This window comes from Frankia sp. AgB1.9, from assembly GCF_016786355.1.
Taxonomy (GTDB): Bacteria; Actinomycetota; Actinomycetes; order Frankiales; family Frankiaceae; genus Pseudofrankia.
On sequence record NZ_JADWYX010000022.1, the window covers coordinates 57,414 to 82,738 of the forward strand.

The 25,325-nt window shown below is 70.2% G+C and carries 23 protein-coding genes and 1 other RNA gene; 10 read left to right on the forward strand and 14 right to left on the reverse strand.

Annotated features, from left to right (window positions below):
* Positions 1-210 precede the first annotated feature (210 nt).
* Together I6A60_RS10875 and I6A60_RS10880 are read right to left on the reverse strand one after the other, a co-directional pair.
* Positions 211-1,317: a hypothetical protein gene (locus tag I6A60_RS10875; protein ID WP_203022505.1), complete on the reverse strand. Its 1,107-nt coding sequence runs from the start codon at positions 1,315-1,317 to the stop codon at positions 211-213.
* A gap of 130 nt (positions 1,318-1,447) precedes the next feature.
* Positions 1,448-2,257, reverse strand: coding sequence for a hypothetical protein (locus tag I6A60_RS10880; RefSeq protein WP_203022504.1), 810 nt, complete (start codon positions 2,255-2,257; stop codon positions 1,448-1,450).
* A 415-nt stretch (positions 2,258-2,672) separates the two neighbouring features.
* On the opposite strand from I6A60_RS10880, the gene I6A60_RS10885 reads away from it, so the two are divergent.
* Positions 2,673-3,221, forward strand: a complete 549-nt coding sequence (locus I6A60_RS10885; protein ID WP_203022514.1) for a pilus assembly protein TadG-related protein — start codon at positions 2,673-2,675, stop codon at positions 3,219-3,221.
* A gap of 60 nt (positions 3,222-3,281) precedes the next feature.
* Here the strand turns inward: I6A60_RS10885 and I6A60_RS10890 are convergent, their stop codons facing one another.
* Positions 3,282-4,277: a hypothetical protein gene (locus I6A60_RS10890; protein ID WP_203022503.1), complete on the reverse strand. Its 996-nt coding sequence runs from the start codon at positions 4,275-4,277 to the stop codon at positions 3,282-3,284.
* Between the two features lie 610 nt (positions 4,278-4,887).
* On the opposite strand from I6A60_RS10890, the gene prfB reads away from it, so the two are divergent.
* On the forward strand, positions 4,888-5,991 hold the full coding sequence (prfB, locus tag I6A60_RS10895; RefSeq protein ID WP_203022502.1) for a peptide chain release factor 2: 1,104 nt from the start codon (positions 4,888-4,890) through the stop codon (positions 5,989-5,991).
* 265 nt (positions 5,992-6,256) lie between these two features.
* Positions 6,257-7,039, forward strand: a complete 783-nt coding sequence (gene cobA / locus I6A60_RS10900; protein WP_203022501.1) for a uroporphyrinogen-III C-methyltransferase — start codon at positions 6,257-6,259, stop codon at positions 7,037-7,039.
* Positions 7,040-7,094: 55 nt separating this feature from the next.
* On the opposite strand, the gene I6A60_RS10905 is transcribed toward cobA, so the two are convergent.
* The gene (locus I6A60_RS10905) at positions 7,095-7,355 is read right to left on the reverse strand and encodes a hypothetical protein (RefSeq protein WP_203022500.1); all 261 of its coding nucleotides are present in this window, start codon (positions 7,353-7,355) and stop codon (positions 7,095-7,097) included.
* A 105-nt stretch (positions 7,356-7,460) separates the two neighbouring features.
* Positions 7,461-7,670 (reverse strand): hypothetical protein, encoded by a 210-nt coding sequence (locus I6A60_RS10910; protein ID WP_307873629.1) that lies wholly within the window; start codon positions 7,668-7,670, stop codon positions 7,461-7,463.
* Positions 7,671-7,885: 215 nt separating this feature from the next.
* Here I6A60_RS10910 and ftsE point away from each other — a divergent pair, with 215 nt between their 5' ends.
* From ftsE to smpB, 3 genes are all read left to right on the forward strand, one after another.
* Complete coding sequence (gene ftsE / locus I6A60_RS10915) at positions 7,886-8,620, forward strand: cell division ATP-binding protein FtsE (RefSeq protein WP_203022499.1); 735 nt, start codon at positions 7,886-7,888, stop codon at positions 8,618-8,620.
* Positions 8,620-9,492, forward strand: a complete 873-nt coding sequence (gene ftsX, locus I6A60_RS10920; RefSeq protein WP_203022498.1) for a permease-like cell division protein FtsX — start codon at positions 8,620-8,622, stop codon at positions 9,490-9,492. Before ftsE ends, ftsX begins: the two co-directional genes overlap by 1 nt.
* A gap of 191 nt (positions 9,493-9,683) precedes the next feature.
* The gene (smpB, locus tag I6A60_RS10925; RefSeq protein WP_203022497.1) at positions 9,684-10,163 is read left to right on the forward strand and encodes an SsrA-binding protein SmpB; all 480 of its coding nucleotides are present in this window, start codon (positions 9,684-9,686) and stop codon (positions 10,161-10,163) included.
* A 56-nt stretch (positions 10,164-10,219) separates the two neighbouring features.
* On the opposite strand, the gene I6A60_RS43445 is transcribed toward smpB, so the two are convergent.
* Positions 10,220-10,543, reverse strand: coding sequence for a hypothetical protein (locus I6A60_RS43445; RefSeq protein WP_307873630.1), 324 nt, complete (start codon positions 10,541-10,543; stop codon positions 10,220-10,222).
* Positions 10,544-10,552: 9 nt separating this feature from the next.
* Between I6A60_RS43445 and I6A60_RS10930 the strand changes: the two genes are divergently transcribed.
* The 4 genes from I6A60_RS10930 to I6A60_RS10945 all read left to right on the forward strand — a co-directional run bounded on the left by I6A60_RS10930 (position 10,553) and on the right by I6A60_RS10945 (position 15,164).
* Positions 10,553-11,554 carry a class I SAM-dependent methyltransferase gene (locus tag I6A60_RS10930; protein ID WP_307873631.1) on the forward strand — a complete coding sequence of 334 codons (1,002 nt, stop codon included), beginning with the start codon at positions 10,553-10,555 and terminating at the stop codon, positions 11,552-11,554.
* 1,345 nt (positions 11,555-12,899) lie between these two features.
* Positions 12,900-13,367, forward strand: coding sequence for a VOC family protein (locus I6A60_RS10935; protein ID WP_203022511.1), 468 nt, complete (start codon positions 12,900-12,902; stop codon positions 13,365-13,367).
* Positions 13,368-13,505: 138 nt separating this feature from the next.
* Positions 13,506-13,878: a transfer-messenger RNA gene (ssrA, locus tag I6A60_RS10940) on the forward strand.
* A gap of 674 nt (positions 13,879-14,552) precedes the next feature.
* Positions 14,553-15,164: a hypothetical protein gene (locus tag I6A60_RS10945; RefSeq protein WP_203022496.1), complete on the forward strand. Its 612-nt coding sequence runs from the start codon at positions 14,553-14,555 to the stop codon at positions 15,162-15,164.
* 321 nt (positions 15,165-15,485) lie between these two features.
* Here I6A60_RS10945 and I6A60_RS10950 read toward each other — a convergent pair whose 3' ends face one another.
* From I6A60_RS10950 to I6A60_RS10985, 8 genes are all read right to left on the reverse strand, one after another.
* The gene (locus I6A60_RS10950) at positions 15,486-16,355 is read right to left on the reverse strand and encodes a TetR/AcrR family transcriptional regulator (protein WP_203022495.1); all 870 of its coding nucleotides are present in this window, start codon (positions 16,353-16,355) and stop codon (positions 15,486-15,488) included.
* A gap of 441 nt (positions 16,356-16,796) precedes the next feature.
* Positions 16,797-17,696, reverse strand: coding sequence for an SDR family NAD(P)-dependent oxidoreductase (locus I6A60_RS10955; RefSeq protein WP_203022494.1), 900 nt, complete (start codon positions 17,694-17,696; stop codon positions 16,797-16,799).
* Between the two features lie 168 nt (positions 17,697-17,864).
* Positions 17,865-19,115, reverse strand: a complete 1,251-nt coding sequence (locus tag I6A60_RS10960; protein WP_203022493.1) for an ABC transporter substrate-binding protein — start codon at positions 19,113-19,115, stop codon at positions 17,865-17,867.
* Between the two features lie 125 nt (positions 19,116-19,240).
* Positions 19,241-20,347 carry an epimerase gene (locus tag I6A60_RS10965; protein WP_203022492.1) on the reverse strand — a complete coding sequence of 369 codons (1,107 nt, stop codon included), beginning with the start codon at positions 20,345-20,347 and terminating at the stop codon, positions 19,241-19,243.
* A gap of 93 nt (positions 20,348-20,440) precedes the next feature.
* Positions 20,441-21,625, reverse strand: a complete 1,185-nt coding sequence (locus I6A60_RS10970) for a cytochrome P450 (protein WP_203022491.1) — start codon at positions 21,623-21,625, stop codon at positions 20,441-20,443.
* A gap of 73 nt (positions 21,626-21,698) precedes the next feature.
* Complete coding sequence (locus I6A60_RS10975) at positions 21,699-22,967, reverse strand: amidohydrolase family protein (protein ID WP_203022490.1); 1,269 nt, start codon at positions 22,965-22,967, stop codon at positions 21,699-21,701.
* Between the two features lie 70 nt (positions 22,968-23,037).
* Complete coding sequence (locus I6A60_RS10980; RefSeq protein WP_203022489.1) at positions 23,038-24,255, reverse strand: CaiB/BaiF CoA-transferase family protein; 1,218 nt, start codon at positions 24,253-24,255, stop codon at positions 23,038-23,040.
* Between the two features lie 115 nt (positions 24,256-24,370).
* Complete coding sequence (locus I6A60_RS10985) at positions 24,371-25,267, reverse strand: LLM class F420-dependent oxidoreductase (RefSeq protein ID WP_203022488.1); 897 nt, start codon at positions 25,265-25,267, stop codon at positions 24,371-24,373.
* Positions 25,268-25,325 lie beyond the last annotated feature (58 nt).

Here is a 25,325-nt window from a genome sequence, read left to right on the forward strand (position 1 = left end):
GACCGGTGCCCGATCCAGCGGGCGCCAGCGATCAGCTGGCGTCTACAGGCCTCCTGAAACCGGGCCAGCCGGCCCCGAACCGTAACTGCCGGTGATTGGCCAGCGGGATCCCGGTAGCGGTTGGGGCCTGGACCGTAAATGCCAGATGGTCAAGACGGCAAATAAAGGCCTGAAGGTGGTGGCGCGGCGGCCGGGCGACCGTGGGAAGCGCTAGGACCGGCCGAAAGGTGGGCGTCGTCTGACGTCGGGCAGCGACGGAAGGTAGGCGGCCACGCCCTTCGCGGTCGACTTGACCGAGTTCGCGGCGGCCGTGGCCCGGGCGGCGACGGATGGCCCGGCACTCGGCTCGGCCGGGGCGAGGCCCAACTCGGCGTAGGCGGCCGCGGCGATGTCGGACAGGGCATGGCGCTCGCCGAGGGTCGCACCGACGATGCCGACCGCGGGGAGGCTGCTGAGCGCGCGGTGCCAGAGACGGCCCTCGGCGCGCTGCCCGGCCAGGCGGTGGATCGTCCACAGCTCGCGGGCCGCGCGCAGGATCGTCACCGGAATGCGCTGTGCGACCAGCTTCCAGGTCTCGGTCTCCTCGGGCGAGTCGGCCAGGTCGGGCTCGCTTCCCTGGCCGGGCACCGCGTCCGCGAGGCCGAGGTCGGCTGGGCTCGCGAGGCCGATGTCGGCTGGGCTGGCTTCGGCCGCGCGAGCGTCGACCGCGCTGGCGACCGTCGGGCCCGCGTCGGCTGGCCCAGGGAGGCCCTGGCCGCCTTCGGCGTCGGCGGCCGACACGACCGGAGCGGCCGTCGTCATCGGAGTCGCCGTCGTCACCGGAGTCGCCGACGTCACGGGGGTGGCCGACGCGACGGGGGTGGCGAAGATATCGCGCTTGGCGGCCGGGTTCCGCTTGGCGAACGGGTCCGGCCACGCCTCGCCGGGCGGTGTCCCGGCCACCCCGGACGGTGCCGCCCCGGACGGTGCCCACCTGGACGGTGACCACCCGGGCGGCGGGTCGTCGCGCAGCACGAGGCGGGCGACCAGGCGGACCTGTTCCTCCTCGTCGGTCACCCCGCACACCTGCGCGAGTGACAGCACCAGCAGGCCCTGCACGGTCCCGGCGAGCACCTCGCGGATCGGCTGCGCGAACCGGCCACCGACCCCGGGAAGCGCGGCCAGCGGGACCAGCTCGTTGCGCCAGTGCCGCACGAGGCGGTCGGCCTGGTCCCGCTGGTCGCCGTCCGGTCCCTCGGTGACGGTGACAGCCGTGGCCGCGACCGGCCGGGCCACCCGGACGAACCGCAGCAGCGTGTCGGCCTCCCGCTGGCGCACCGGCTCTCCCCTCAGTTGCCCCCGGCCAGGAGCCTGAGCTCCGGCAATGGCGTCAAGGGAACGATAACCGGCTTTACGTAGCTTTCAGTGCGAGCTTGCACCCATCCGGTAGCGAGACGGCAATGTCGTGTCACCGCACGCCGTCAGGCCGCGGCGTGGGTCGCGGCACCGACCTGGCCAGCTGGTGGCCGCGCGGAACGGGCACGAGCGGCCGGGCATCGGCGAGAAGCGGCGGGAGGTACGTGGCGACTCCCCGGCCGGCGGTGCGGGCGGCGGTCGCGGCCCTGGCCGCGGTGGGCGTGGTCGTGTCCAGGCCGAACTCGGCGTAGGTGGCCGTGGCGACGCCGGCGAGCGCGCGGTACTCGCGCAGGAGGGTGAGGCCGAGGCCGACCGCGGGCAACTCGCCGAGGGCACGCGGCAGGGGCCGGCCCCCGGTCCGCTGGCCGCCGACCCGGTCGGTGGACCACAGCTCGCGCGCGGGGCTCAGCACCGAGGCCGGGACGCGCCCGGCGACCATGCTCCAGGCCTTGACCTCGCCGGGCGACGCGGCGGCGTCCAGCAGGTCCGGCCCGGCGTCGTCGTCCGTGTCCTGCGTCCGGGCCGCGTGCCAGCCGGCCGGCAGGTCGCGCCGCACCACCAGGCGAGCGACCAGCCGAACCAGCTCGGTCTCGTCTGTCACGTCGCGCAGGTCGGCCAGGGACAGCACCAACAGGCCCTGCAGGGCGCCGCCGAGCGCCGCGCGGACCGGCCGGGCCGACCGGCCGCCGAGAGTGGGACTCGCGGCGAGCGCGACCAGCTCGTTGCGCCAGTGCCGCACCACGTGGTCGGCCTGGTCAGCCCGGTTGCCGCCGGCCGTCTCGGCGGCGGCGACAACCGTGGCGGCCACCGCCTGGCCCGCCTGGACGAAGCGCAGCAGCATTGCGGCTTCGCGCGGGAGCACGGTGCCCCTTTCCGTACGCCGCCCCGAGAGCTGGGTCCGGCGCGGTTGTCGGGGCGGCGGCCGAGTACACGTTCTCCGGAGTGTTCAGGCCCGGAATGTCCAGCTGGCTGCTGCCCGGTTGCTGGCGATCCTCCGCTGAGGTGCCACTAACGTGTCGATCAAACCATGTGCTGCGGGATACCCACGCTTACGTAACGGAAGATTTACCTCGGTCACAGGCTTGCCGCCGGGATGTCGGTCGTGGCGTCTCGAATGGCCTGCGGCCAGGCCGTCAGGGTGCGTGATCACGCCGTAAGGTTTCCGCTCCTTGCGCCTTTGGCGGCGTTCCGGCTGGGCTTCGGCTGGCATGGGTCGCTTGCCGGCGGCTGTGGAGGTTGAGCGTCAGAAACAATGTTCGGACCGTGGTCGCCGGCAGATATGGCGCACGTGGTGGGCGGCCCGTGCGGGTTCGAGCGCGGTGCGCGACAATAGGCCGGTGATCCCGGTTTGGCGCGTTGTGCGCTCGGTGGTTCGGGGGCGCCGCGATGTCCCCGGGCCGCGGCCGGCGCGCGACGGCGGCACGATCCTGATGCTGACGCTCGGCTTCCTGCTGGTCACGGCGATGCTCGCCGTCGTGGTGACCGACGTCTCCGCGGTCTTCCTGGCCCGCCGTTCGGTCGCCGCCGCGGCCGACGGCGCGGCGCTCGCGGCCGCGCAGCGGGTCGACGAGGAAGCCGTCTACACCGCGACCGGCCCGCTTGACGAGCTGCCGCTCGCCGACGTCATGACCACCGTCGCGGACTACCAGGACAGCGCCGACCCGAGTGGCTCGACGCAGCTGTCCGCGACGCTGGTCGACGCGGACACGGTCGAGGTACAGGGCAGCCGGGTCGTCGACCTGCCGCTCATCGGCTTCCTGGGGGTCGGCCCGGTCACCGTCCACGCCACGGCGGACGCCCGGACGGTCGTGCGCGGCCAGCCCTGAGGCCGGCGCCCGAGGCGGGCCCGGCCACGCGGCCGGCTACCGGTCGGCCCGGCTACCGGATCAGACCCAGCTGGCGGTGGCCGCGACCAGGTCGTCGAGGGCGTGGCCGGTCCGCTCCTCGGCCAGGTTCGAGACGTCCCGGACCAGCCGGGCCACCCACTCGGCCGGCCGGTCGGCGGCGAGCGCGACCGCGGCCGCCGCGTGCTCGGCCGCCTCGTAGTGGTCCGGCCGCTCACCGCTGATGGCGGCTCTTGCCTGCGCCATCCGCACTGAGACGATCATTCCGGTCTGCCCGCTGTCCTTGATCAGGCTGTAGGCCTTCACCAGGTACGGCCGGGCCTCCTCCGGTGCGCCGACGGTGGTCAGCGCCTCGGCCGAGGCGAGCGCGAGGTCGGCGGGGGAGTAGGTCTCGATCGCGAAGCCGGGCCGGCCGTGGGCGTCCGCGTCCAGCGCCTCCATCGTGCGCCAGGCGCGGGCCACCGCGTCGCGCACACCGGCGGTGTCACCCGTCGCCGCGTAGGCGCCGGCGACGACCTTGCCGGCGATCATCGCGCGCGACGGGCTGTGACCGGCGATCCGAGCGGCCGCGCCGGCGATCTGCAGGGAGACGGCCGGGCTGTACTGGCGGACCATCCGGGCGCGCAGCGCCAGCGCCCGGGCCGCGAGCGGGCCGTCGCCGGCCGCGCGGGCGAGGCTCGCGGCCCGGTCCGAGCGGGTCGCGGCGTCGGTGTGCAGACCGCGGTCGTAGTCGGTGCCCGCGGAGACGACCGTGACGGCGGCGTGCAGGCGCATCCAGTCGATCGCGTCCCGGCCGCGCAGCCGGCGCTGGCGCGGGATCGTGCGAGTGGTGTTCTCCAGCGGCCGCATCGAGCTCGCCGTGCTGGTCAGGTCGGAGGTCTCGTAACCGCTGATCGCCGCGGCCAGCGCCGCCGAGCAGGCCTGATGCAGATCCGTCGTGCTGCGCAGGTTCTCGAGATTGGGGTGTTCGAGGCTCACCGCGACCGCCGAGGCCCCGAAGGTACGAAGCAGGAAACGCCTGTCGACGGCATCCGACACGGCGGTGGCCTCCGTGTTCCGCTTTCGGCCGCGCCAGCCGACGGCCTGCTGGCCACGCGGGACGTCGCCGTTGCCGCGCCACCACTGGACGGGTCGGTACCGCTGCCGCCAGCCGACGGATCGAAGGCAGGGAACCCGGGTGCCAGGGCGGTCGAAGCGGTCGACGGACCGCGATGTGATCGCATCTAGAACTACCTCACGGCGTAGCGGGAACCTTCATTTGAAGATAGCGTTCAACACCGCCGGCTGACGCCCGGGCTGCCGGGAATCCGTGTGGGCTGCGTCTCCGGGTGCGACTTTTCGCTGGTCGACGTCGTGGGACCTCGCTGCGGGGCCCCGTTCAGACTTTGTCGTCCGGTGGGGTAGTTCGTATTGTGTTACCTGTCGACCGGCGGTGCGCCGTTAATGTTTCCGAAATGTATCGCGATGCAATTGCATGTTAACAATGGGCGTCCTGGCCACTCCGGACACACAGGCATGGGTGCGCGCCGGGCCGCGCGACGTCGAGCCGGGCCTGGCGACCGGCGGGCGGGCCTCGCGGGCGGCAGCGGGGCCGGCTCGCGATCACGGTCGCGGCCAGGGAGCGCGCGATCTCGGTAAGGTGGACGCTATGGCCGCCGACATCGCCGAGGAGCTCAAGAACCTCGACTCGACCCTGACCGGTATCGAGACCGTGTTGGACGTCGAGGGGCTGCGCCGGCGAGCCGCTGACCTCGAGCAGGAGGCCTCCGACCCGGACCTGTGGAGCGACCAGGACCGGGCGCAGGTGGTGACCCGCAAGCTGTCCTCGGTGCGTGGCGACATCAGCCGCGTCGAGGGCCTGCGCGACCGGCTCGACAACGTCATGACCGCGTTCGAGCTCGAGGACGACGATCTGATCTCGGAGGCGACCGGGCAGCTGCCCGCGTTGGCCAAGGACATCTCGACGCTCGAGGTTCGGACCCTGCTGTCCGGCGAGTACGACGAGCGGGACGCGATCGTCCAGCTGTCCGCCGGCGCCGGCGGCGTCGACGCGGCCGACTGGACCGCGATGCTGCTGCGGATGTACCTGCGCTGGGCCGAGCGGCACGGCTACGGCACCGAGGTCTACGACTCCTCGGAGGCCGAGGAGGCCGGGCTCAAGTCGGCCACCTTCCTCATCAAGGCGCCATACGCGTACGGAACGTTGCGCAGCGAGCACGGTGTCCACCGGTTGGTGCGCATCAGCCCGTTCGACAACCAGAACCGCCGGCAGACGTCGTTCGCCGGTGTCGAGATCACCCCGGTCGTGGAGCTGTCCGACCATGTCGACATCGACGACAAGGACCTGCGGGTCGACATTTTCCGGTCGTCCGGCCCGGGCGGCCAGGGAGTGAACACGACCGACTCGGCCGTGCGCATCACGCACCTCTCGACCGGCATCGTCGTGACCTGCCAGAACGAGCGCAGCCAGCTGCAGAACAAGGCCGCGGCGATGGTCGTGCTACAGGCCAAGCTGCTGGAACGCCGGCGCGCCGAGGAAGCGGCCGAGAAACAGCGGCTGACGGGTGGCCCGCAGGACGTCTCGTTCGGCTCCCAGATCCGCAACTACGTCCTGCACCCGTACCAGATGGTGAAGGACCTGCGGACCGAGGTCGAGACGTCCAATACCGGCGGTGTGCTGGACGGGGAGATAGACGACTTCATCGACGCCGAGGTGCGTTGGCGGCGGTCGGCCGAGTCGGGCTCGCACTAGCAGCCGCGGAACCGACAGCCACGATGCGCACCCGCCCGCCCGGCTCGCCCGGACATCGTCGTCCGCCCTCCGGGCGCTGGCATGGGTCGTGGACGTGGACCTGGCCGGCGACGCGCCGCTCGACCGGCCGGCGGATCGTTGATCTCAAGGAAGCCCAGGTGCGCCTGTTGGACGAGCTTTTCGCGGTCGGCGAGCCGCCGGATGCCCCTGCGGCGGACGGGCCGGCTGACGTAACCGACCTTGACGAGATCACGGAGCTGGCCGAGTGACGGGTCTCGACGTGGCCCGGCCGGGTGGCGTCGGCTGGGTGGCGCTGGTTGGCGGTGGACCGGGCGCGGCGGACCTGATCACCGTGCGGGGCCGCGACCTGCTGCGCCGGGCGGACGTCGTCGTGGTCGACCGGCTCGCGCCCCGCGAGCTGCTCGCCGACCTCGGGCCAGAGGTCGAGATCGTCGACGCGGCCAAGGGGCCGCACGGCCACAACCTCTCGCAGGACGAGATCAACAGCCTGCTGGTCGAGCGCGCGCTGCGCGGCCTGCGGGTGGTGCGGCTCAAGGGCGGAGATCCGTTCCTGTTCGGCCGCGGAGGCGAGGAGGCACTCGCCTGCGCCGCCGTCGGGGTGCCCTGCGAGGTCGTCCCCGGCGTCACCAGCGCGGTCGCCGTTCCGGCGCTGGCCGGCATCCCGGTGACCCATCGCGGCATCACGCAGGACCTGGCTGTCGTCTCCGGCCATGTCGATCCGTCGCATCCGGGATCGACGTCGAACTGGGACGCGCTGGCGGCCGGCCCCGGAACCGTCGTCGTCCTGATGGGCGTCGCCGCCCTGCCCGAGATCAGTCGCGAGCTGGTCAAGCGAGGACGTGCGGCGACGACCCCGGTGGCGGTCATCCAGGACGGCGCCACCTCCCAGCAGCGCGTCGTGACCGGCACCCTCGCCGACATCGCGGCGGCGGCGGAGGCGGCCGGCGTCACCTCGCCCGCCGTCATCGTGATCGGTGAGGTCGTCTCTCTGCGCGACGAGCTGGAGACCTACCGGATTCCCGACTGAGCCGCTCCACACCGGCGCCCGGCCGCGGTCGTCGGGCGGAGGCAGAAGCAGGGAATCAGCGCAGGGAGATGACGCGGTCGTCGTCCGGCCCGGGCTTGCCCCGGCTGTCGGTGTTGCTCGTGGTGACCCACAGCGTGCCGTCGGGGGCGACGGCCAGGGTGCGCAACCGGCCGTAGGCGGTGGCCCGCAGCGCCTGCGGCGTGCCGACCTGCAGGGCGGCGACGGGAGAGCCGCTACCGGAGGACGCGGTGCTGAGCGCCGGGGCTGGGCCGCAGGTCGACCGACCAGATCCCGATTCCGGCCGCCCGCCGCACACCCGAGGTGGTCGCTCGCCCTGGCTGGCAACTCCGCGTCATGAAGCCATGATTCGCCCGCGACCGTCCGAGGTGCCCCGAACGCCGCGAAACCTTTACGGGACCCTTTACGGAACCTGGTGGGCGGCGAGGAGCGCCACGACCGTCAGCACCAGCAGGACCAGCGCGACCATCTGCGGGGTAAGCGTGAAGCCACCGGACTCGTGATGGAACTCGGCGCGGGCGGCACGACACGTCGCGCAACGGCCCTCGGCCACCGGCCGGGCGCAGTGTGCGCAGACCAGGTCCTCACAGCACATGCTGTCGTCCCCTCTCACACGCTCACCAGGACGCCGGGCCCCTGCTGATCATGTACCGGCCCGGATCTCGGGCGGGGCCACACCGTTGGACGCCGTCTGTTCACCGTACGCCCGCTTACCGGCTACGACCATCCCGTCACCTACAGTTGTGTAAGTGGCTCGGACAGTGACGAACGGGGTAGCTGAGGCGACGGCGTGCGGCCGCCCGCCTGGCTGGGCGGAGGGAGCTCGGCATGATCCGGCTCGACGCGGTGACGATGACATACCCGGCCGGGAGCAGACCGGCACTGAGCGACGTCACCCTGCGCATCGACGACGGGGAGTTCGTCTTCCTCGTCGGACCGTCCGGCTCGGGCAAGTCGACCCTGCTGCGCCTGTTGCTGCGGGAGGAACGCGCGACCAGCGGCCTGGTCGCCCTCGACGGGGTGGACCTCGCGGTGATCCCCGACCGGCGGGTGCCGCTGCTGCGCCGCAGCATCGGCTGCGTCTTCCAGGACTTTCGGCTGCTGCCGGACCGGACCGTCGCCGGGAACGTCGCCTTCGCGCTCGACGTCGTCGGCCGCCCGCGCCACGTGGTGCGCACGGTCGTTCCCGAGGTACTCGGGCTCGTGGGCCTCGCGGGTAAGGAGAACCGCTACCCCGACGAGCTGTCCGGCGGCGAGCAGCAACGGGTCGCGGTGGCCAGGGCGATGGTCGGGCGGCCCCGGGTACTGCTCGCCGACGAGCCGACCGGCAACCTCGACCCGGCGACCAGCGAGGGAATCATGCGGCTGCTCGACGCGGTCAACCGGACCGGGACGACCGTCGTGATGGCCACCCACAACGCCGCGCTCGTCGACGCCCGTCGCCGGCGGGTCGTGGAACTGGCCGACGGGGTCTGCGTCCGGGACGAGCAGCGCGGCGCCTACGACGGCGAGGACACCGGCGAGGTGCCAGTGCCGGCGAGTGAGACGGCTGGGGTGCGCTAGTGCGGATCGGGCCGCTGCTCGCGATTCTCGGCGCGGGGCTGCGGCGCAACCTGGCGGTGACCTCGGCGGTGGTCATCACGGCGTCGGTCTGCCTGGCGATGCTCGGCGCCGGCCTGCTGTTGCGCGCCGAGGTCCACACCATCGACGGCTACCTGCTCGACCAGCTTGAGGTCGTCATCGACCTCTCCGACGGCATCACCCCTGCCCAGCGCACCGCCCTGATCTCCGACCTGAAGGCCGACCCCACCGTGGTCGACGTCCGGTACGAGAACAAGCAGCAGGTATACGACCGGTTCGAGCGTGACTTCCGGGCGTCGCCGGACGTCGTGTCTGGGGTGACGGCGGCCGACCTGCCCGCCGCGCTGCGGCTGCGGCTGGTCGATCCCCGGGACGGCGACCAGATCGTGCTGGGGTACACCGGTCGCGACGGGGTCGAGGCGGTTCGCGACCAGCACGCGCTGCTCAGCCCGCTGTACCGGATGCTGGACGGGTTCAGCGTCGCCGCGTTCGTGCTCGCCGCCCTGCAGGCGGCCGCGTCTGGCCTGCTGATCTACACGATGATCCGCGTCTCCGCGCACTCCCGGCGCCGGGAGACCGCGATCATGCGTCTGGTCGGGGCGACGAACGCGACGGTCAGGGCGCCGTTCGTGCTGGAATGCGCGCTGTCGGGGCTGATCGGCGGTGCTGTCGCGGCCGGCGCGCTCGTCGCGGCCAAGGCGTTCCTGGTCGACGGGCGGTTCGCCCATCAGACGATGTTTCCTCTCTTCGGCTGGGATGCGGTCTGGGTCGCGGTGGGCGCGGTCATGGCGGTCGGTGCCGTCGCCGCGGCCGCGATGGGCAGCCTTGCCCTGCGCCGTCACCTGCACGCCTGACCCGGGCGCGGGTGTGTCCTCTGCCCGCCTCGGGCAGTCGGGCCGGGCAATCACCCGCGCTCGAGGCCAGTCGCCGCGGCCCGCGCCGGGGTGTCCCAGGGGCGTAATCTCGTGACCTTGAGGTGTTTCCGGCGCGTGGCCGGCCGAGGGGCGGCGCGTGCGCGGGGCGCTAGGTGGGAGAGGGAAAGACGGTGGCGAAGGAGACCGGGCGCAAGAACATCGCGCAGAACCGGCGGGCGCGGCATGAGTACGACATCCTCGACACCTACGAGGCCGGGGTCGTGCTCACGGGCACCGAGGTCAAGTCGCTGCGGATGGGCCGGGCTTCCCTGGTCGACGGGTTCGCGCAGGTCGAGAACGGCGAGGTCTGGCTGCACGCCGTCCACATCCCGGAGTACACCGAGGGAACCTGGACGAACCACGCCCCGCGGCGCAAGCGCAAGCTGCTGTTGCACCGCGACGAGATCGAGAAGCTGGTCGGCAAGACGAAGGAAGGCGGCCTGACGCTCGTGCCGCTCGCCCTCTACTGGAAGGACGGCCGGGCCAAGATCGAGATCGCGCTGGCCCGTGGCCGCAAGTCCTACGACAAGCGGCACGCCCTGGCCGAGAAGGACGCGAAGCGCGAGATGTCCCGGATCATGGGCGGTCAGGCGAAGGGCCGCTTCAGCTGAGCCAGCGACCGTCGGCCCGTGCGGCCGGTCCAGCCGGTGCGGCCGGTTCAGCTGGCCTAGCCGGTGCGGCCGGTGCCTGGTCGGCCAGCGGTGGACGGACGCACGGTGACCAGTCCGGCGGCGACCGCGCGGCAGGGCGCCCGGACGGCCGTGACACGGGGGCGGGTGGCAGTGGCCTGTCGGAGCTGCCCCGGCAGCTCGACGCGCTGGGTACCCCCGAGGGTCTGCGGCTTCTCGCCGACGCGGACGCGGCGCTCGCGGCGGGCGACGAGCTCGGCGCCGGCAGCCGGCTGCGCGCGGCCGGGCACCTCGCCGACCTGGTCGCCGCCGCGTTCGGCCAGGCGGAGCTGCGCCGCCGCGCGGCCGGGGCCTTCACCCACGCGCCGGAGATGCTGTTCACCCGTGCCGGATTGGAACAGTCGACCTCCGAAGCGCTCGCTCGCCATCGCGCCAAGCGGTTCGCGGGCCTCGGCCGGGTCGCCGACCTCTGCACCGGGATCGGCGGGGATCTTCTGGCGCTGGCGGCCACCGGGCAGCCGCTCGTCGCTGTCGACCGCGATCCGGGCCACCTGCGGATAGCCGTTCACAACGCGCACGTGTACGCGCCGACTGCCGCGATCGACGCCCGGTGCGAGGACGTCCGGGCCGCCGATCTGACCGGCGTGCGGGCGGTGTTCGTCGACCCGGCGCGCCGGTCCGGCGCCCGCCGGTTCAGCCCCGGTGCGAGCGAACCGCCGTTGGACTGGTGTCTCGCGCTCGCCGAACGGGTTCCGGCGGTGGCGGTGAAGGCCGCTCCCGGGCTGCCCACCGAACTGGTACCCCCCGGCTGGGAGATCGAGTTCGTCGCCGACGGCCGCGACCTCAAGGAGGCCGCGCTGTACTCACCGGCGCTGACCTCGGGCGCCTCCCGCCGCGCCACCGTCCTGCTCGCCAGCGGCGCCGCACCGGCCGCGACCTTGGCAGGTGAGCCCGACCCGCCTGACCCCGGGGCCCGCACGGTCAGTGACCCCGGTGCGTTTCTCTACGACCCCAGTCCGGCCGTCACCCGCGCCGGGCTGGTGGGCACCCTGGGCCGCCAGCTTGAGGCCTGGCAGATCGACCCGATGATCGCCTTTCTGACCTCCGACCAACCGGTCGACACGCCGTTCGCCCGGTTGCTGCGCATCGAGACGAGCCTGCCCTTCGACGTCCGCCGGCTAGCCGCGCTGCTGCGCACCATGGGGATCAGCGCGCTGGACCTGCGCCGCCGCGGCCTGGCGGGCGACGTCGACACCCTGCGTCGCCGGCTGCTCCCGGACCGCCGCGAACTCGTACCCGGCGGCCCGGCCGTCACGGTCGTCATGACACGCCATCACGACCAGCCCTGGGCCTTCGTCTGCACCAGCCGATAGAGCCGGGCCGCTCGGTGGGGTCGGGGACGCTGAAATGGTGGCCGACAGCCTGGTGGGGACGCCGTGGCGGCTCGGGGTGTTCGCGAGATCGGTGACCGGCTGTCGATTCCGGGGTACGGGTGCGGGCGGTGCTTCTCACGGACCGGTTCCACGTCGGATTCGCCTACCAGACTGGCGATCATGGACGGTCTGCGGCGTGTTCACGTGCGTTGATCGCCAACCTGGTAGCGACTTCGTCGCCTCACGCCCGATATGCGGCATTCATCCATACCAGGTTGGCGATCTTGGCGCTTGAAGTGACGAGGCGCGGCCGAAGATCCGCGATCGGGTATGGAAATCGTCGCTTCACCGCCGACCTCAAGATCCACTGGAGGTGGGATGGCGCGTCTTCGGCCGACCTGCCGGGGGCGCGCCGAGGCCCGCACCAATATTCACCCGATCCTGGCGATCCTCATGATCGCCGCTTCGACGGTCTGGGTGACCCGGCCAGCCAGTGTGGCCCCTGACGGGGTCGACCCGATCCCGAGACCAGCAAGATCGCCGATTTGGCCCTCGGGTGGCTGTAACCGCGGTGGTTTTGCCCCCCTTGACGCTGCTGGCTGATTTGGGCCTGGAGTCTGGGTGAGGCCTACGTGATGGTGGTGGATCTCGTCCGTGGTCGACCACGAGGTATGACCGGAGCCTGATCCAGGCCTCTCGGTGATCGGGACGTCGACGCTCGGCGTCCGGTCCCTTGGATCGAGGACCACCGCACCGGTCATGATCGGCGTTTTGGCCCTCCGGTGGTCGTAAGAATGCGCCCGTCACGACCATTCCAGGGCCAAAGCCGCGATCAAGACCGCGCGCAGCCAGGCTCTGCCTCCGAATTTGGCCAGCAGGGTCCCTTTTAGGGCCAGAACGGCGATCAAGCCGGCGGGCTGACCTCGCCAGACCCGGCGTCGGTCACCCGCGGCTACGGTGTGGGCGAACTGGCCGGCCATCGGGAGGCCTGGACGGGCCGCTTGATCGCTGACGTCACCGGGCCGAGGCCCGGTCATACCGGACGGTCGACGACAGGCGAGATACGCGACCAGGACGCATGACCGAGCACCGACTGACCGGGCACCGACTTGGGCCCGATTAGGCCGGCAGGGGCCGGTCGGTTGTGGCCGTCGCTGGTCTGCGACGCGACGAGGGGCCAGATGCTCGATCGTGGGCGCGAGAGAGGGCCGGCGGCGGTGCTGTCGCCCGCGGCGAGACTTTGGAAACAGATCGGGCCCGCGCGTCGTTGCACAGGCAACAATAGTGGTGGGATGTGGCGGCGATGGTGACGATGCCAGCGCCGACGAGCCGGGAGGCCTCGGACATGGAGATCAAGGAACTCGGGCACTTGGTGCTCTATGTACGCAACGTCGAGAGGTCAGCGGCGTTCTACCGGGACGTCCTCGGGTTCCGACAGATCATGCCGGACCCGAGCGGTGACAACCCGTTGCGGTTCCCGGCGGCGGCCTTCTCGTCGGGGCGCACTCATCACGAGCTGCTGCTCATCGAGGTCGGCGAGGACGCGGCCAGCCTGCCACCGGGCCGGCGGCTCGGTCTGTACCACTTCGGGCTGAAGGTCGGCGACACCGACGACGAGCTGCGCGCCGTGCTCGACCACATCGTCGGCGCCGGCGTCCAGATCGCGGGTGCCTCCGACCACACGGTCACGCACAGCCTGTACATCTACGACCCGGACGGCAACGAGATCGAGCTGTACGTCGACGTGCCCGAGGTGGACTGGCGCAACGACCCGTCGCTGTTCGCCGCGCCCATCCGGCCGCTGCGCCTGTAGTCCGGCCGCTCGGGGATCGTTCTGGGCGGTGGTGAACCAACTTGCCGGGCGCAGGTCCGGGGAGTATCTTGGGAGACTGGCCCTCGGGGGTCATCGCACCTGAGCTAATTTCATATCTTGCACGAAAATGTTTCACCTGGGGGTGACCGGTTTCGACTTCGGACGCCACGTCAGGGGAAGCGGGCCGAGGATGAACGGTTATCTCGTAAACGATCCGTTCAAAAAAATAACTGCCAACTCTGAGCAGTCTGCTACTTCCGCTTACGCCCTCGCGGCCTGACGGATACAAGTAGCTGTCAGCCTGGGAGAGCCTCCGGCCCAGGGTCTGGCATCGCTAGGAGGATCACCTCGCCACCCGGTCACGGGGTAGCGCGGAACATCAAACAGTGACTGGGCCCACACCGGCCTGCCTGCGGGACCGGTGGGGCCGAGAAATCAAGAGCAGGCTGCGCCCGGAGAAGCCCTGATGCGCCGCCGGAGGACGCGGGTTCGATTCCCGCCACCTCCACCAGAGTTGCCAAGTTCGAACTCTGATCTTGGTTAGTGGTGGCATTGACCGGCGCCGTGCCGCTCAGGTAGAGCCTGAGTGGTGCGGCGCCGTCGTCGTTGTGGGGCCTGGTGCGGCCGTAAGCGGGTGTGGTCTCCAGATGTTCCGCGCCGCCGAACGAATCACTCCCGAACTGGTACGCACACTCCCACTCGTCCGCGAAACCGTTACCGCCATGCTCCAACGCGCCCGAAACACCGCCGGAGGACGCGACCTCGCCTACCGCATGGGAATCGCCTAGCCCAACCCCCGACCATGATCTCCGTTTAGACCCTCCCGTGGTCGTGAACAGGCCACGGATACAACCACCAGAGGGCGCAAACAGCGATCATCACGGGTGGCCGAACGTCGAGAGGCCCACCGGAGCATGGACTCTCTTGGGAAACGGCCGTTCGGTTGATTGCCGGGCGGCTTTTTGCTGCCCCTGTTGACCCTGCTGGCTTGTTCGGCGGAGCCTGGCGCCGGGTGGTCTTGATCGTGGTTTTGGCCCTGGGATGGTCGTGGCGCTGGGTGTTTCTGCGACCATCCCAGGGCCGAAACGGCGATCATGGCTGGTGTGGTGGCCCGCGAGGCGGGGACTGGCGCCGCGCGTCGACTTCCCGATCACCGAGAGGCCTGGATCAGGCCCCAGTCATACCTTGCGGTCGATCAAAGACGAGATCCACCACCATCACGTAGGACTCTGCACTGCCAAGTGCGGCCAGGGGCTGGAAGGCATTGGCCGGGTCGGCGAGACTGCTGAGGTGAGTAATCGCCCACGGCCGGGCCAGCTCAGCTTCATAGACCAGGTTGCCCGGGATTTCTCGTTCCTGGTGCGCGACTGGGGGTTCACCGGGCCGTTCGTCCGCCCGGACAAGACTGTGATCTTCGATCGTGCTGATCTTCGCATTGGCGTGTGGTCCTGGACTTGGCGGAACGACTTCGGCTTCGAGACGGATATCGCCGAGGTGCAGGCCAACGCCGATGGCGAGCATCGCTACGGCGAGCTGGAACGCCTCTACGTCGGGGCGAAACTGGGTCCCGCGCGAGACGTCACCGGTGGCGGCAGCCGCAGCATCATCAAGCGGTGCGCGCTACACGCGGTGGCGCTCCAGAAGCTGATGCCAATGCTGGCCGGGCCTGAATGGGACGATCTGGTGACGCGGTTCGGTTCCACCAACCCGGCGCTGACCCTGTTCGACCCGACCGAGGTCCATCAACGGTCGCCTGGCGGCCCCGACGTGGAACCCGGAACCGCACCGAAGATTTAAGCGCTTGGACGTTAGTGGCCGGCCTGACCCCGCGGCGCCCGAGTTCGCCAGGGCGGTCGGGCAGTTCCTTGCCGGCCAGCCCGGGGGTCACTGACGCGACCACGGTCAGGGGGCGCTGACCTCGTCCTCGCCGGGAGATGCTCAGATGAGGCCGGCGTGGTCGTTGCTGTCGGTGGCGAGCAGGGCGCGCGTGTGCCCCCTCATGGTCACGAACAGGTCACGGGTACAACCATCAGCGGGCAAAGACGGCGATCGCGCCAGGTGGCCGAACGTCGAGCGGCCCACCGGAACGGCGTCCGGCGGGCCGCTCGAAGGTATGGGTCATCGGCTCAGGGCGAGTCCGTCGAGCAGCGCGGTGAGGCCGCGTTCGAACTGATCGGTGAAGGCTTTCGTGAGGCCGCGGTCGGCAGGCGCGTCGGGATCCGGCGTTGACTGCTGGTGATAGAGCGCGGCCAGGCGAGGGAACTGGCCAGTAGCGAACTGTTGACGGCCGAAGGCGACCGCATCGGCCACGAGCTGAGGATCCTGCTGGGCCAGCGCGGCGCGGGTGCGCAGCTCGATGGTGTGCAGGGCGCTGCCGAACACGTAGTCGTCCACGATCGCCCACAGCGACAGCTTTGCCCCGGGGTCCAGATCGAGCTCGTCGAGCGCGGCGAGGGACTGCTCGATGTGGCGCATGGCGTTGGGGCCGAACTGGGCGTCGTTGAGCGAGGCGATGGACCACGGGTGGGCGACCAGGACGTCTCGAGTGCGTCGGGCGATCACGGTGACGGCCTCGCGCCACGCGGAGGGTAGTTCGTCATCGGGGATGAGCAGGTCGGCGAGGATCGCGTCCTGCATCAGGGCTACCAGCTCGGCCTTGGTCGATACGTAGTAATAGAGCGTCATCGTGCCCGCGCCCAGCTCGGTGGCGACGCGCTTCATGGTCACCGCCTCGAAGCCCTCGGCATCCGCGACCCGCAGGGCGGCAGCGGTGATCTGCTCGCGGCGAAGTCGCGGGCGGCGCCCGCTGGGCTCCGGCCGCAGCCAGATGAGACCGCTGGTCTTGGGCTCTGTCATCTTCGTATCACGTACGACTATACTTTTCGTACGTGATACGAAGAAGCCGCCGGCCAGTCCCCGGAGAGGAAACCCCATGCCTGCACCGATCGCCGAACGTCTGCACGACCACCTGCACAGGCTGCCGGGCATGCCCCCGCACCCCGAGGCGGACCGGCTGAACCAGAACCCGCCCTCGCGGACACCTGGCCACGGCGGGCATCACCCGGCCCTCCGCAACGCGAACGGACACCACGCGAAGCCGCCGCGCCTCCTGGTGGGCTGGCAGAACTGGATCGGAGGTCTTCTCTCCCGACGGACGGGCCGCTGACGAAGCCGGCGCGCCGAAACCGGGTCGTGCCCGGCCGGCATGGATCTCGGGCCGTGCTCGCGACCGGGCCTTTCACCGCGGGGCCCGTTGGCTTGATCGCCGGTTTGGCCCTCGCGTGGTCACGAAACCGCCGCGGTCACAGCCACGCGAGGGCGAAAACAGCGATCTTGCTGGTCCTGGCCTCCGCCTGAGGCAGTCCTGACCGGCCGGCACCGGTGCGCGGACCGCACCGGTGCCAGCCGCGTCACCTGCCCGTGACCTGGCTACGCTCCGTCGCCCGACTGGTCGCCCTGGAGGGTCCAGCCGGCGCCGGAGCGTAGCCAGCCGGCGGAGGCGGCGGTCCCGCCGTCCACGTTCAGGGTGGTGCCGGTGATGTAGGCGGCCTGGTCGGAGCACAGGAAGACCGCGGCGTCCGCGACCTCGGCCGCGACACCCTCCCGGCCCAGCGGGACGTAACGGTCGAGTCCGGGGACGAGCCCGGGAGCGGGCGCGGGCAGCGCGTCGGGGTCGACCGGTCCGTGCATGATGCCGCGCAGGCCGGCGGTCGCGGTCACGTCGGGCGCGAGCGCGTTGATGCGGATGCCGGACTCGGCGAGCTCCAGTGCCATCGTGCGGGTGAAGTTGATCATTCCTGCCTTGCAGGCCGCGTAGACGGCGAACATCGGGGCGGCGCGGGTGCCCTCGATGCTGGTGATGTTGACGATCGAGCCGCCGCTGCGGCGAGCGGAGTTGACCGGGCCGTTCGCGGCGACTGTCCGCGCGATCAACGGGGCCGCCGTCGAGGTCGCGGCTAGCATGCTCACGAGGTTGATGTCGATGTGCCGGCGCCAGCTCCGCTCGCTCTGGTCGAGAAACCGGGTCCCCTTCACGCCGCCGGCATTGTTCACCAGGATGTCCAGACGGCCGAACTCGGCGTGGGCCGAGGTGATGGCCGCGCCGAGCGCCGCGGTGTCCATGACGTCCGCCTGCAGGGGGAGAGCCGTGCCGCCCTCCTTCGCGATCAGCTCGGCGGACGCCGCTGCCCGGCTCGGATCGATCTCGATCAGCCCGACGCGCACCCCGGCCGCGGCCAGCCCGCGCGCGATTGCCTGCCCGATGCCGGCACCCGCTCCCGTGACCACCGCGGCCTTGCCCTCGAGGCCGAGATCAAAAGTCGACGCCACGGCATGTACTCCTCAGAATTGGTCGTGCTCCTGGATTACTCAGGGGTCGAGATTCGGTCTGGCCGATTGCGGGCGAGACCCGCGGGCAACACCCGCGGGCGACACGGAAGCCGCGCCCGTCCGAATGTTTCGAACGGGCGCGGCTCGCGTCGCTCAGAGCCGGTCCGATCAGGTCGCGGGCTTGACCGTCTTGCCCGGGATGACCGCGCCGCAGATCGGTTCGCCCCCGTCGACGAGCTTGAAGGCGCTGCCGTCGAGCCGGACGAGCCAGGAGCAGTTGTCAGCCCCCTGCACGATGTTCTCCCGGTCGTTGATGTCCAGGGAGTGGGTTCCGAAGAGGCCCATCGCGGTGAACTTGTGAATGCCGGACAGGGCGGTGAGCAGCGAGGCGGAGGTCGCGTTCTTGCCGGCGCCATCGAGGGCCTGGACGAGCAGCCCGATGGACGTGTACCCGATGTAGCTGGCGAATGTGGGCTCGCTCTTGATCCCGGCGCTGGTCAGGTCGCTCACGAACTGCTTGGTCGCGGCGGTCTGCATCTCGACCGGCTCGAAGGCGAGGGTGAAATAGACGCCCTGGGCTTCCTGCAGTGCGCCCGGGCCCGCCTGGAACAGGTCGCCGCCGTAGCCGGTGGGAAGCAGCGCCGCCTTCAGGTCGACGCCCTGGGTGCGCAGTCCCTGGATAAGCGCGAAGGCCGTGTTGGGGTCGACCGTGGCCGTGAACCCGTCGATCCCGGCCTTCTTCATCGCCAGGACTTCCGTGGTCACGTCGGTGCTACCGAAGGGGAACTTCGCGTTCAGGTAGCCGACCTTGATGCCCGCGGTCTCGGCCGAGACCGCGTTGGAGCTGGCGGCCTCGGAGGAGCTGGGGGAGACCGAGTAGCCGAGCGTCGCGAAGTTGGTCACGCCCAGCAGCTTGAGCTGTTTGCCCGTCGTCTCGGCGACCTTGGTGTTCTGCAGCGCCCCGATGACGGAGAACATGTTCTTCGAGGTGGCCCACTCGGGACCGTCCTCGCTGATCCCGATCACCGGGACGTTGTGCGCGGTGAGGTAGGGGGCGGCGGCGAAGAACAGCGCCGACTGGCCGATGACCGCGAAGACGTGGTCCTGGGTGACGAGCTTCTGCGCCGCCGCCAGGGCGGTGGTGGGGTTGGTCGCGGTGTCCGCGACAACGTACTTGATCGTGTAGCTGCTGCGGGACGCGTAGACGGTCCCGGCCTTGACGCCGTCGACGACGGTCTTGTTGCCCGATGCCGCGGCGCCGGTGAGGTCGGCGAGCACTCCGACCGTGATGGTCTGCTTCGCGCTCTGGCTGCCGCTGTCAGGGGTGCCTCCCGACTTCGAGGAACCACACCCCGCGGCTAAGAGCATTACTGCGGCGGTGGCCGCGGCCCCTAGCACGATTCTGCGCTGGCGAATCACAATATCTCCATTCATGGTGGGGAACTGCGTCGGGCGGTCCGTGCGTGCTCGGCACGAGGACCGGAGAAAAGGAATGCCCGGGGTCGAATGCGCCGCGCGCTGTTTTCGCGGTGGTCGACCGGAATTCAGCGACCGCGGTGGTCGACTTCGCCGGGTTTTTGGGGATGCGGCATGCTGTGAATGGGTGGAGTGGCGTGTTGCTCCACTACCTCGGCCAGTCGTCGCGTGGCTGCTCGGTAATGTTCGAGCAGGGCGTCCTCGGTCGTGTAGTCGAACCGGTCGGTGAAGGACGGGCTGGCGGCCGGGTCGAAATCGGGGTGGTCGTCGTACCAGACGATGAGTTCGGCCATCGCGTCGAGTGGGTCGACGGCGGGGGTGTAGTTCAGCTCGCGGCGTGCCTTTTCGGTGCTGACGACGACGTGCGTCGCGGTGGTACCGGCCAGGGGGAGCAGCGAGGTGGTGGCCTCGATGGCGATCGCCCGGGGGATGGAGACCAGCTCCAGGTCGTGCCCGAGGAGCCGGGTGATCGTCGTGGTCCAGTCCCTGAACGACCAGCTTGTCGCCTCGCCCGCGTTGTAGACCTGGCCGGCTGCCGCTTCGGGGGTGTCGAGCACGGCGAGCACGAACGCGGCCGCGTTCGCGGCGGCGCAGCGGGTGTGGATCTGATGGCCGCCGTCGGGGAGGATCATGAAAGGCCGCCGGTCCCGCACCCGCTTGATCACCGACCACTCGGCCGGCCGTGCGTTGTTCGGCCCGAACAGTGTCGGAAAACGCAGCACGGTCGCCCGCGGGTGATGCGCGAAGACGGCCGCCTCGGCGTCGGCGAGGCGTCTGGAGAAGGCCAGCTCTGCGCCGTCCGTGCCGTCGACGACGACCGGGTGCTCCTCGGTGACCGGAACGGGTAGTGGGCTCTGGCCCGGGTCCGGGAAGAATCCCTGGTAAACGGGCACTCCGCCGATGGCGACGAACTGGCCACAGCTGGCGGCCAACGCTGGCGCCAGGTGCTTGAGACGCCCGTACATGGCGACGACGACGTCGAATGTCCGCGCGCCGATCGCCTCGTCGATCGACGCGCGGAAGTGGGGATCGCCGTGGATGTGCTCGACGTCGGGCAGTCCCGCTGGTTCGTGGCTGCCCCGATGGAAGATCGTGACCTCGTCGCCGCGCCCCAGAAGACCGTCGAGCACATGCGGTCCGGTAGGCCCGGTGCCTCCTACCACCAGCACTTTCATCGCTTCTCCGCCCTGACTCGGTCGCCCGTCGGATAGCCGGCTGCCTGGTCAACACGCCGCCGGCGTCGATGCGCAGGAGGCGGGTGAGGCGGGTCAGAGCAGGATCGGCAGCTTCTCGTAGCCCCGAACCGTGCTGGTGTGCAGCCGCACGGCCCTGTCGTGGTCGACGTCCCAGGTCGGGAAGCGGCGGAGTGTCTCCTCGAGCGCGACCCGCCCCTCCAGCCGGGCGAGCGAGGCGCCGAGGCAGAAGTGCACGCCGTGGCCGAACGAGACATGACTGTCGAAGCGCCGATGAATGTCGTAGCTGTCGGGGTCGTCGTACTTGCGTTCATCCCGCCCGGCGGACGCGGTGAGCAGCAGGATGCGCGAGCCCGCGGGCACCTTTGTCCCGTAGAGCTCGACATCGGCCATGACCGTGCGTCCCTGCACGGGGGACGGCGCCTCGAACCGCAGCGTCTCCTCGACCGCGCTGGCCAGCAGCTTCGGATCGGCGACCAGAGCGGCGCGCTGGTCGGGATGGGCCGCGAGCAGCAGGCAGGCCCAGCCGAGCAGCCGGGCGACGGTCTCGGTACCGGCGCTGACCATCTCGTTCGTCAGCGTCGCGGCCTCGGCCTTGGTCAGCCGGCGGGTGGTGTCACCGTCCTTGACCTCGGCCTCGACGAGCGCCGTCATCATGTCGTCACGGGGTCTCGCGCGCCGCTCCTGGATCTGGTCGGCGAAGTACGCGCGCAGTCGGGCCGAGGCGTTCAGGGCCGTCTCGTTGAGCGTTCCCGCGCCTTCCTCGATGTGGAAGCAGAGGTCGATCATTCGTCGGACCTCCTCGCGGTCGGCAGGGTCGACCCCGATGAGCGCGGAGATGACCAGCGAGGGAAGCTGCGCGGCGAAGTCCTGGACGTAGTCGAAACCGCCGCCGCCGATCTGCCGGTCCAGCAACTCCGCGGCCAGCTCGCGGACCTGGCCTTCCAGTCCGCCGACGCGCCGCGGGGTGTAGGCCCGCGACACCAATGTCCGCAACATGTTGTGGACCGGTGGGTCGGAGAAGATCAGGAAGCCCGGCGGGATCGGGTCCTTGCCCATGATCTCCAGCAGGGTTCCGTACTTCGAGCTGTAGGTCTTCGTGTCGCGGTGCAGATCGTCGACGTCCGCGTGCCGGGAGACCGCGAAGAAGTCGTACTCGTCATTGCGGTACAGCGGCTGCTCGTCGCGCATACGGCGCCACACCGGGTAAGGGTCGACGTCGACAACCGGGTCGAAAGGGTCCCACTTTAAGTCCGTCATTTCTCGGACCTTCCTGTTTCGGGCGAGCCTCGATCGGGCTCAGAAGTCGATCGGGCTCAGAAGTCGATGGGGCTCAGAAGATGCCGATGCCGGCGGCCTCGTTGCGCTGGCGCCACTGCTCGCGCGGCATCCTCGTGGTGTCGACACCCGCGGCCAGGGCGCGGAGCGCTCCCACCGTCGAGTCCTCCCGCGACCGGTGCGCGAACGGGTCCCAGCCGAAGAACCTGCAGGCGTTCTGCCAGGTGATCTTGTTGATCTCGTCGTCGCGGCAGTCGGCCTGCTGGAACTCGTTCCAGGCGAACTCGGGGGAGTCGGGCCAGGTGGTGTCCGTGTGCGGGTAGTCGCACTCCCAGGCGATCATGTCGACGCCGATCGTGTCGCGCATCTTCAGGCCCGAGGGGTCGGTGATGTAGCACGCGAGGAAGTGCTCGCGGAACACGTCCGAGGGCAGCTTGCCGTCGCCGAAGCTGTTGCCGATCCACGGCTGGTTCTGGAAATGGCGGTCGACCCGGTCCAGGTAGAACGGAATCCAGCCGATCCCGCCCTCGGACAGCGCGACCCGCAGGTCCGGGAACCGGCGCAGGGTCGGGCCGAACAGCAGGTCCTGCGCGGTGAGCATCGTCAGCTGGGACGGCACCACGATCATGTGATCGACCGGCGCCTCGGGAGCCAGCTTGACGATGTCCCAGGCGCCACCGATGTGCAGCGAGAGCACCATGTTCTCGTCGACGAGCGCCTGGAGCATCGGGTCCCAGTGGCCCGACAGGAAGCTCGGCCAGCCCTGCGAGTGCGGCGCCTCCAGGAAGCTGATCGAACGGCAGCCCTTCCGGGCGATCCGCCTGATCTCGGCGACCGCCAGGTCGACGTCCCACATCGGCACGATGCCCAGTGGGATGAAACGGCCTGGATAGGCCGCGCACCACTCGTCGATGTGCCAGTCGTTGTAGGCCCGGAGCATGACGAGGGACAGGTCCTTGTCGATCGCCTCGGAGAAGGTGCGGGCGTTGAAACCGGCCATCGTCGGGAAGCACATCGACGCGAGAATGCCGTTTGCGTTCATGTCGTCGACCCGACCGTGCACGTCGAAGCAGCCCGGCCGCAGCTCCGAGAACGCGCCGGGGTTGAACCCCCATTCCTCACGCGGCCAGCCGACCGTCGCCGCCATGCCGAACGGCGTGGACGTGCTCTGGCCCTGGAAGACCCACTCGTCGACGCCCTCGGCGTTCCGGACGACCTTCGGAACGTCGTCGAGCCATTTTGCCGGGACGTGGTTCTTGTACATGTCCGGCGGCTCGATGACGTGGTCATCGATGCTGACCAGAATCATGTCTTCCTTGCGCATGGGGCGGTGTCCTCTCGCTGCGAGCTGGCAAGATGAGGGCGAGAACAGGCCGGGAATGACGGGGGCGGCGTCACGCGATGATTCCTCGCACCTTCAGGTCGAGGATCTTCTTCCAGTCGAGTCCGAGGTCGGTGAGGATCGTGTCGCCGTGTTCGTTGAACTCGGGCGCGCGGCCCGCGGCGGCGGGTTTCTCGTCGAACTGCACCGGCGAGGCGACCATCTCGAAGGGCACCCCCGCCGCGGTCTCGCACGGCTGCATATAGCCGTTGGCGATCGACTGCGGATCGCGCGCGGCCTCCAAGGTGTCCTGGACGACGGTCCACTGGCCGATGAAGTCCTCGAGCGCGTCGCGCCATTCGTCGACGGTCCGCTGCGCGATCACCTCCTGGACGGCGCGGGCCGCTTCGTCGCTGTGGGCCATCAGCGAAGGGTGGTCGGCGAACCTGGGGTCGGCGGCGAGGTCGTCACGTCCGACGCTCTCGCAGAACGGCCGCCAGTAGCGGGCGGCCTGCAGGCAGCTGAACGACAGCCACCTGCCGTCCTTAGTGCGGTACGTGCCGACCAGCGGGTTGCCGCGTGGGGCGTCGACGGGCGGGGGCGCCCAACCTCGGCCGAGGTTGACCGACAGCCCGATCGCCTGGGCCATCGCCCACATCGCGGACGACAGCAGCGAGACGTCGACGACGTTTGCCTCGCCGGTGCGTTCCCGGTGGTAGAGCGCCATCGCGATGCCGCCGGCGATGGCCATCGCGCCGATCGAGTCACCGAATCCCGGTCCCGGCGGGTAGGGCACGTGGCCGTACTCGGGTTGCATGATTCCCATGGCGACGCCGGCGCGGGCCCAGAACGCGAGGCCGTCGTAGGAGCCCTTGTCGGCGTCGGGGCCGCGTTCGCCCTGGCCTGTTCCGCGCACGTAGATGATGTTCGGGTTGTGCGCGCGGATGTCGTCGACCTCGATGTGCAGCTTCGCGCGGACCTGCGGGAGCTTGTTGGTCAGGAACACGTCCGAGGTGGCCGCGAGCCGATAGAGAATCTCCGCGCCCTCGGGTGTGGCGATGTCGAGTGCGAGGCTGCGCTTCCCCCGGTTGGAGTGTTCGAGCAGGACGTGCACGTCGTTCGGGACGAACGCCGTTCCGGTCGAGGCCAGGCCGCGCATGGCGTCGCCACGCTCGACATGTTCGATCTTGATGACGTCCGCGCCGAGATCGGAGAGGAGCGCCGAGGCCGCCGGCACGAATGTGTGTTCGGCGACCTCCAGGACGCGGACGCCTTCCATGACTGACGCCATGCCTCTCCTTCTCGACGACGGGCCGCCCGCGTGATGCGGGCAGTGGGAAACTGTGGTGCTGCGCGGACCTAGAGGAGCTCCGCCTTGCGCTGACCGAGCGCTTTCACCCGGGACTTCACGAGATGTGGACGGCGCCGAAGCTCTCGATGAAGTCGAGCGTGGCGGCGGTCTCCCGGGTAAAGCAGGTGATCATCAGGCGGTTGACGCCGGCCTTCTCGATTTCGGCGATCGCCTCTCGGTGCCGTTCTGGCTCGCGGGCCGGGTCCTCGATCTCGCTGTAGGAGTAGAGGAAGTCGAGCGGCTCGGTGCGACCGTGTTCCTCCGCTGCCGCGCGCACCTCCTGGATCATCTTGCCGAGCTGTTCCACCGAGCTGATCGCGACGGTTCGGGCGGTGGTGGACAGCTGCGGGGGCCCGGACATCGGCATCCAGCCCTGGGCCCGCTCGGCGACGCGCCGCCGGCTCAGCTTTGAGTTGCCGCCGATCCAGATCGGGATCGGGTTCTGCACCGGCCGCGGCCGCGCGATCACGTTCCGGGCGTCGAAGTGCCGGCCCCGGTAGGTGAACGCCTCTCCGCTCCAGTGCAGCGGTAGGACGTCGAGCGCCTCGTCGAACAGGAGGTTGCGCTCTTCCATGTCCACGCCGAGGGCGAAGAACTCCGACTTCTGGTAGCCCACGCCGAGCCCGAGGATGAACCGTCCGCCGGAGAGCTTGTCGACCGTCGCCGCGGCCTTGGCGAGCACGAACGGGTTGCGATACGGCGCCACCGAGAGGTGGGTGAGCAGCCTCAGCCGCTCGGTCGCGGCCGCGGCGAACGCGAGGCCGACGAACGGGTCGAGGCTCTGGTGGCCGCCCGAGGTCAGCCAGTTGGCGCCCGGGATGGGGTGATCGGTGAGCGCGAAGCCCTCGAAGCCCGCTCGTTCGGCCGCGGCCGCGACCTCGTCGACTGGGCCCGGCTCGAACATGTCACCGTCGACTCCGCTGGTCTCCGGGTAGTGAAAGAAATACCGCATTGTCACCTCGTCCGTAATCCCGACGACGCCTTGTTGGACGTGTCGGTGTTCTTCGCGC

Coding starts and splice junctions, on each gene's coding strand:
- prfB (WP_203022502.1), top strand. CDS start 4,888: ATGGCCGCCGACATCGCCGAGGAGCTCAAGAACCTCGACTCGACCCTG.
- ftsE (WP_203022499.1), top strand. CDS start 7,886: ATGATCCGGCTCGACGCGGTGACGATGACATACCCGGCCGGGAGCAGA.
- I6A60_RS10930 (WP_307873631.1), top strand. CDS start 10,553: ATGCTGTTCACCCGTGCCGGATTGGAACAGTCGACCTCCGAAGCGCTC.
- I6A60_RS10935 (WP_203022511.1), top strand. CDS start 12,900: ATGGAGATCAAGGAACTCGGGCACTTGGTGCTCTATGTACGCAACGTC.
- I6A60_RS10950 (WP_203022495.1), bottom strand. CDS start 16,355: ATGCCCGGCAGCCTGTGCAGGTGGTCGTGCAGACGTTCGGCGATCGGT.
- I6A60_RS10965 (WP_203022492.1), bottom strand. CDS start 20,347: ATGAAAGTGCTGGTGGTAGGAGGCACCGGGCCTACCGGACCGCATGTG.
- I6A60_RS10970 (WP_203022491.1), bottom strand. CDS start 21,625: ATGACGGACTTAAAGTGGGACCCTTTCGACCCGGTTGTCGACGTCGAC.
- I6A60_RS10975 (WP_203022490.1), bottom strand. CDS start 22,967: ATGCGCAAGGAAGACATGATTCTGGTCAGCATCGATGACCACGTCATC.
- I6A60_RS10980 (WP_203022489.1), bottom strand. CDS start 24,255: ATGGCGTCAGTCATGGAAGGCGTCCGCGTCCTGGAGGTCGCCGAACAC.
- I6A60_RS10985 (WP_203022488.1), bottom strand. CDS start 25,267: ATGCGGTATTTCTTTCACTACCCGGAGACCAGCGGAGTCGACGGTGAC.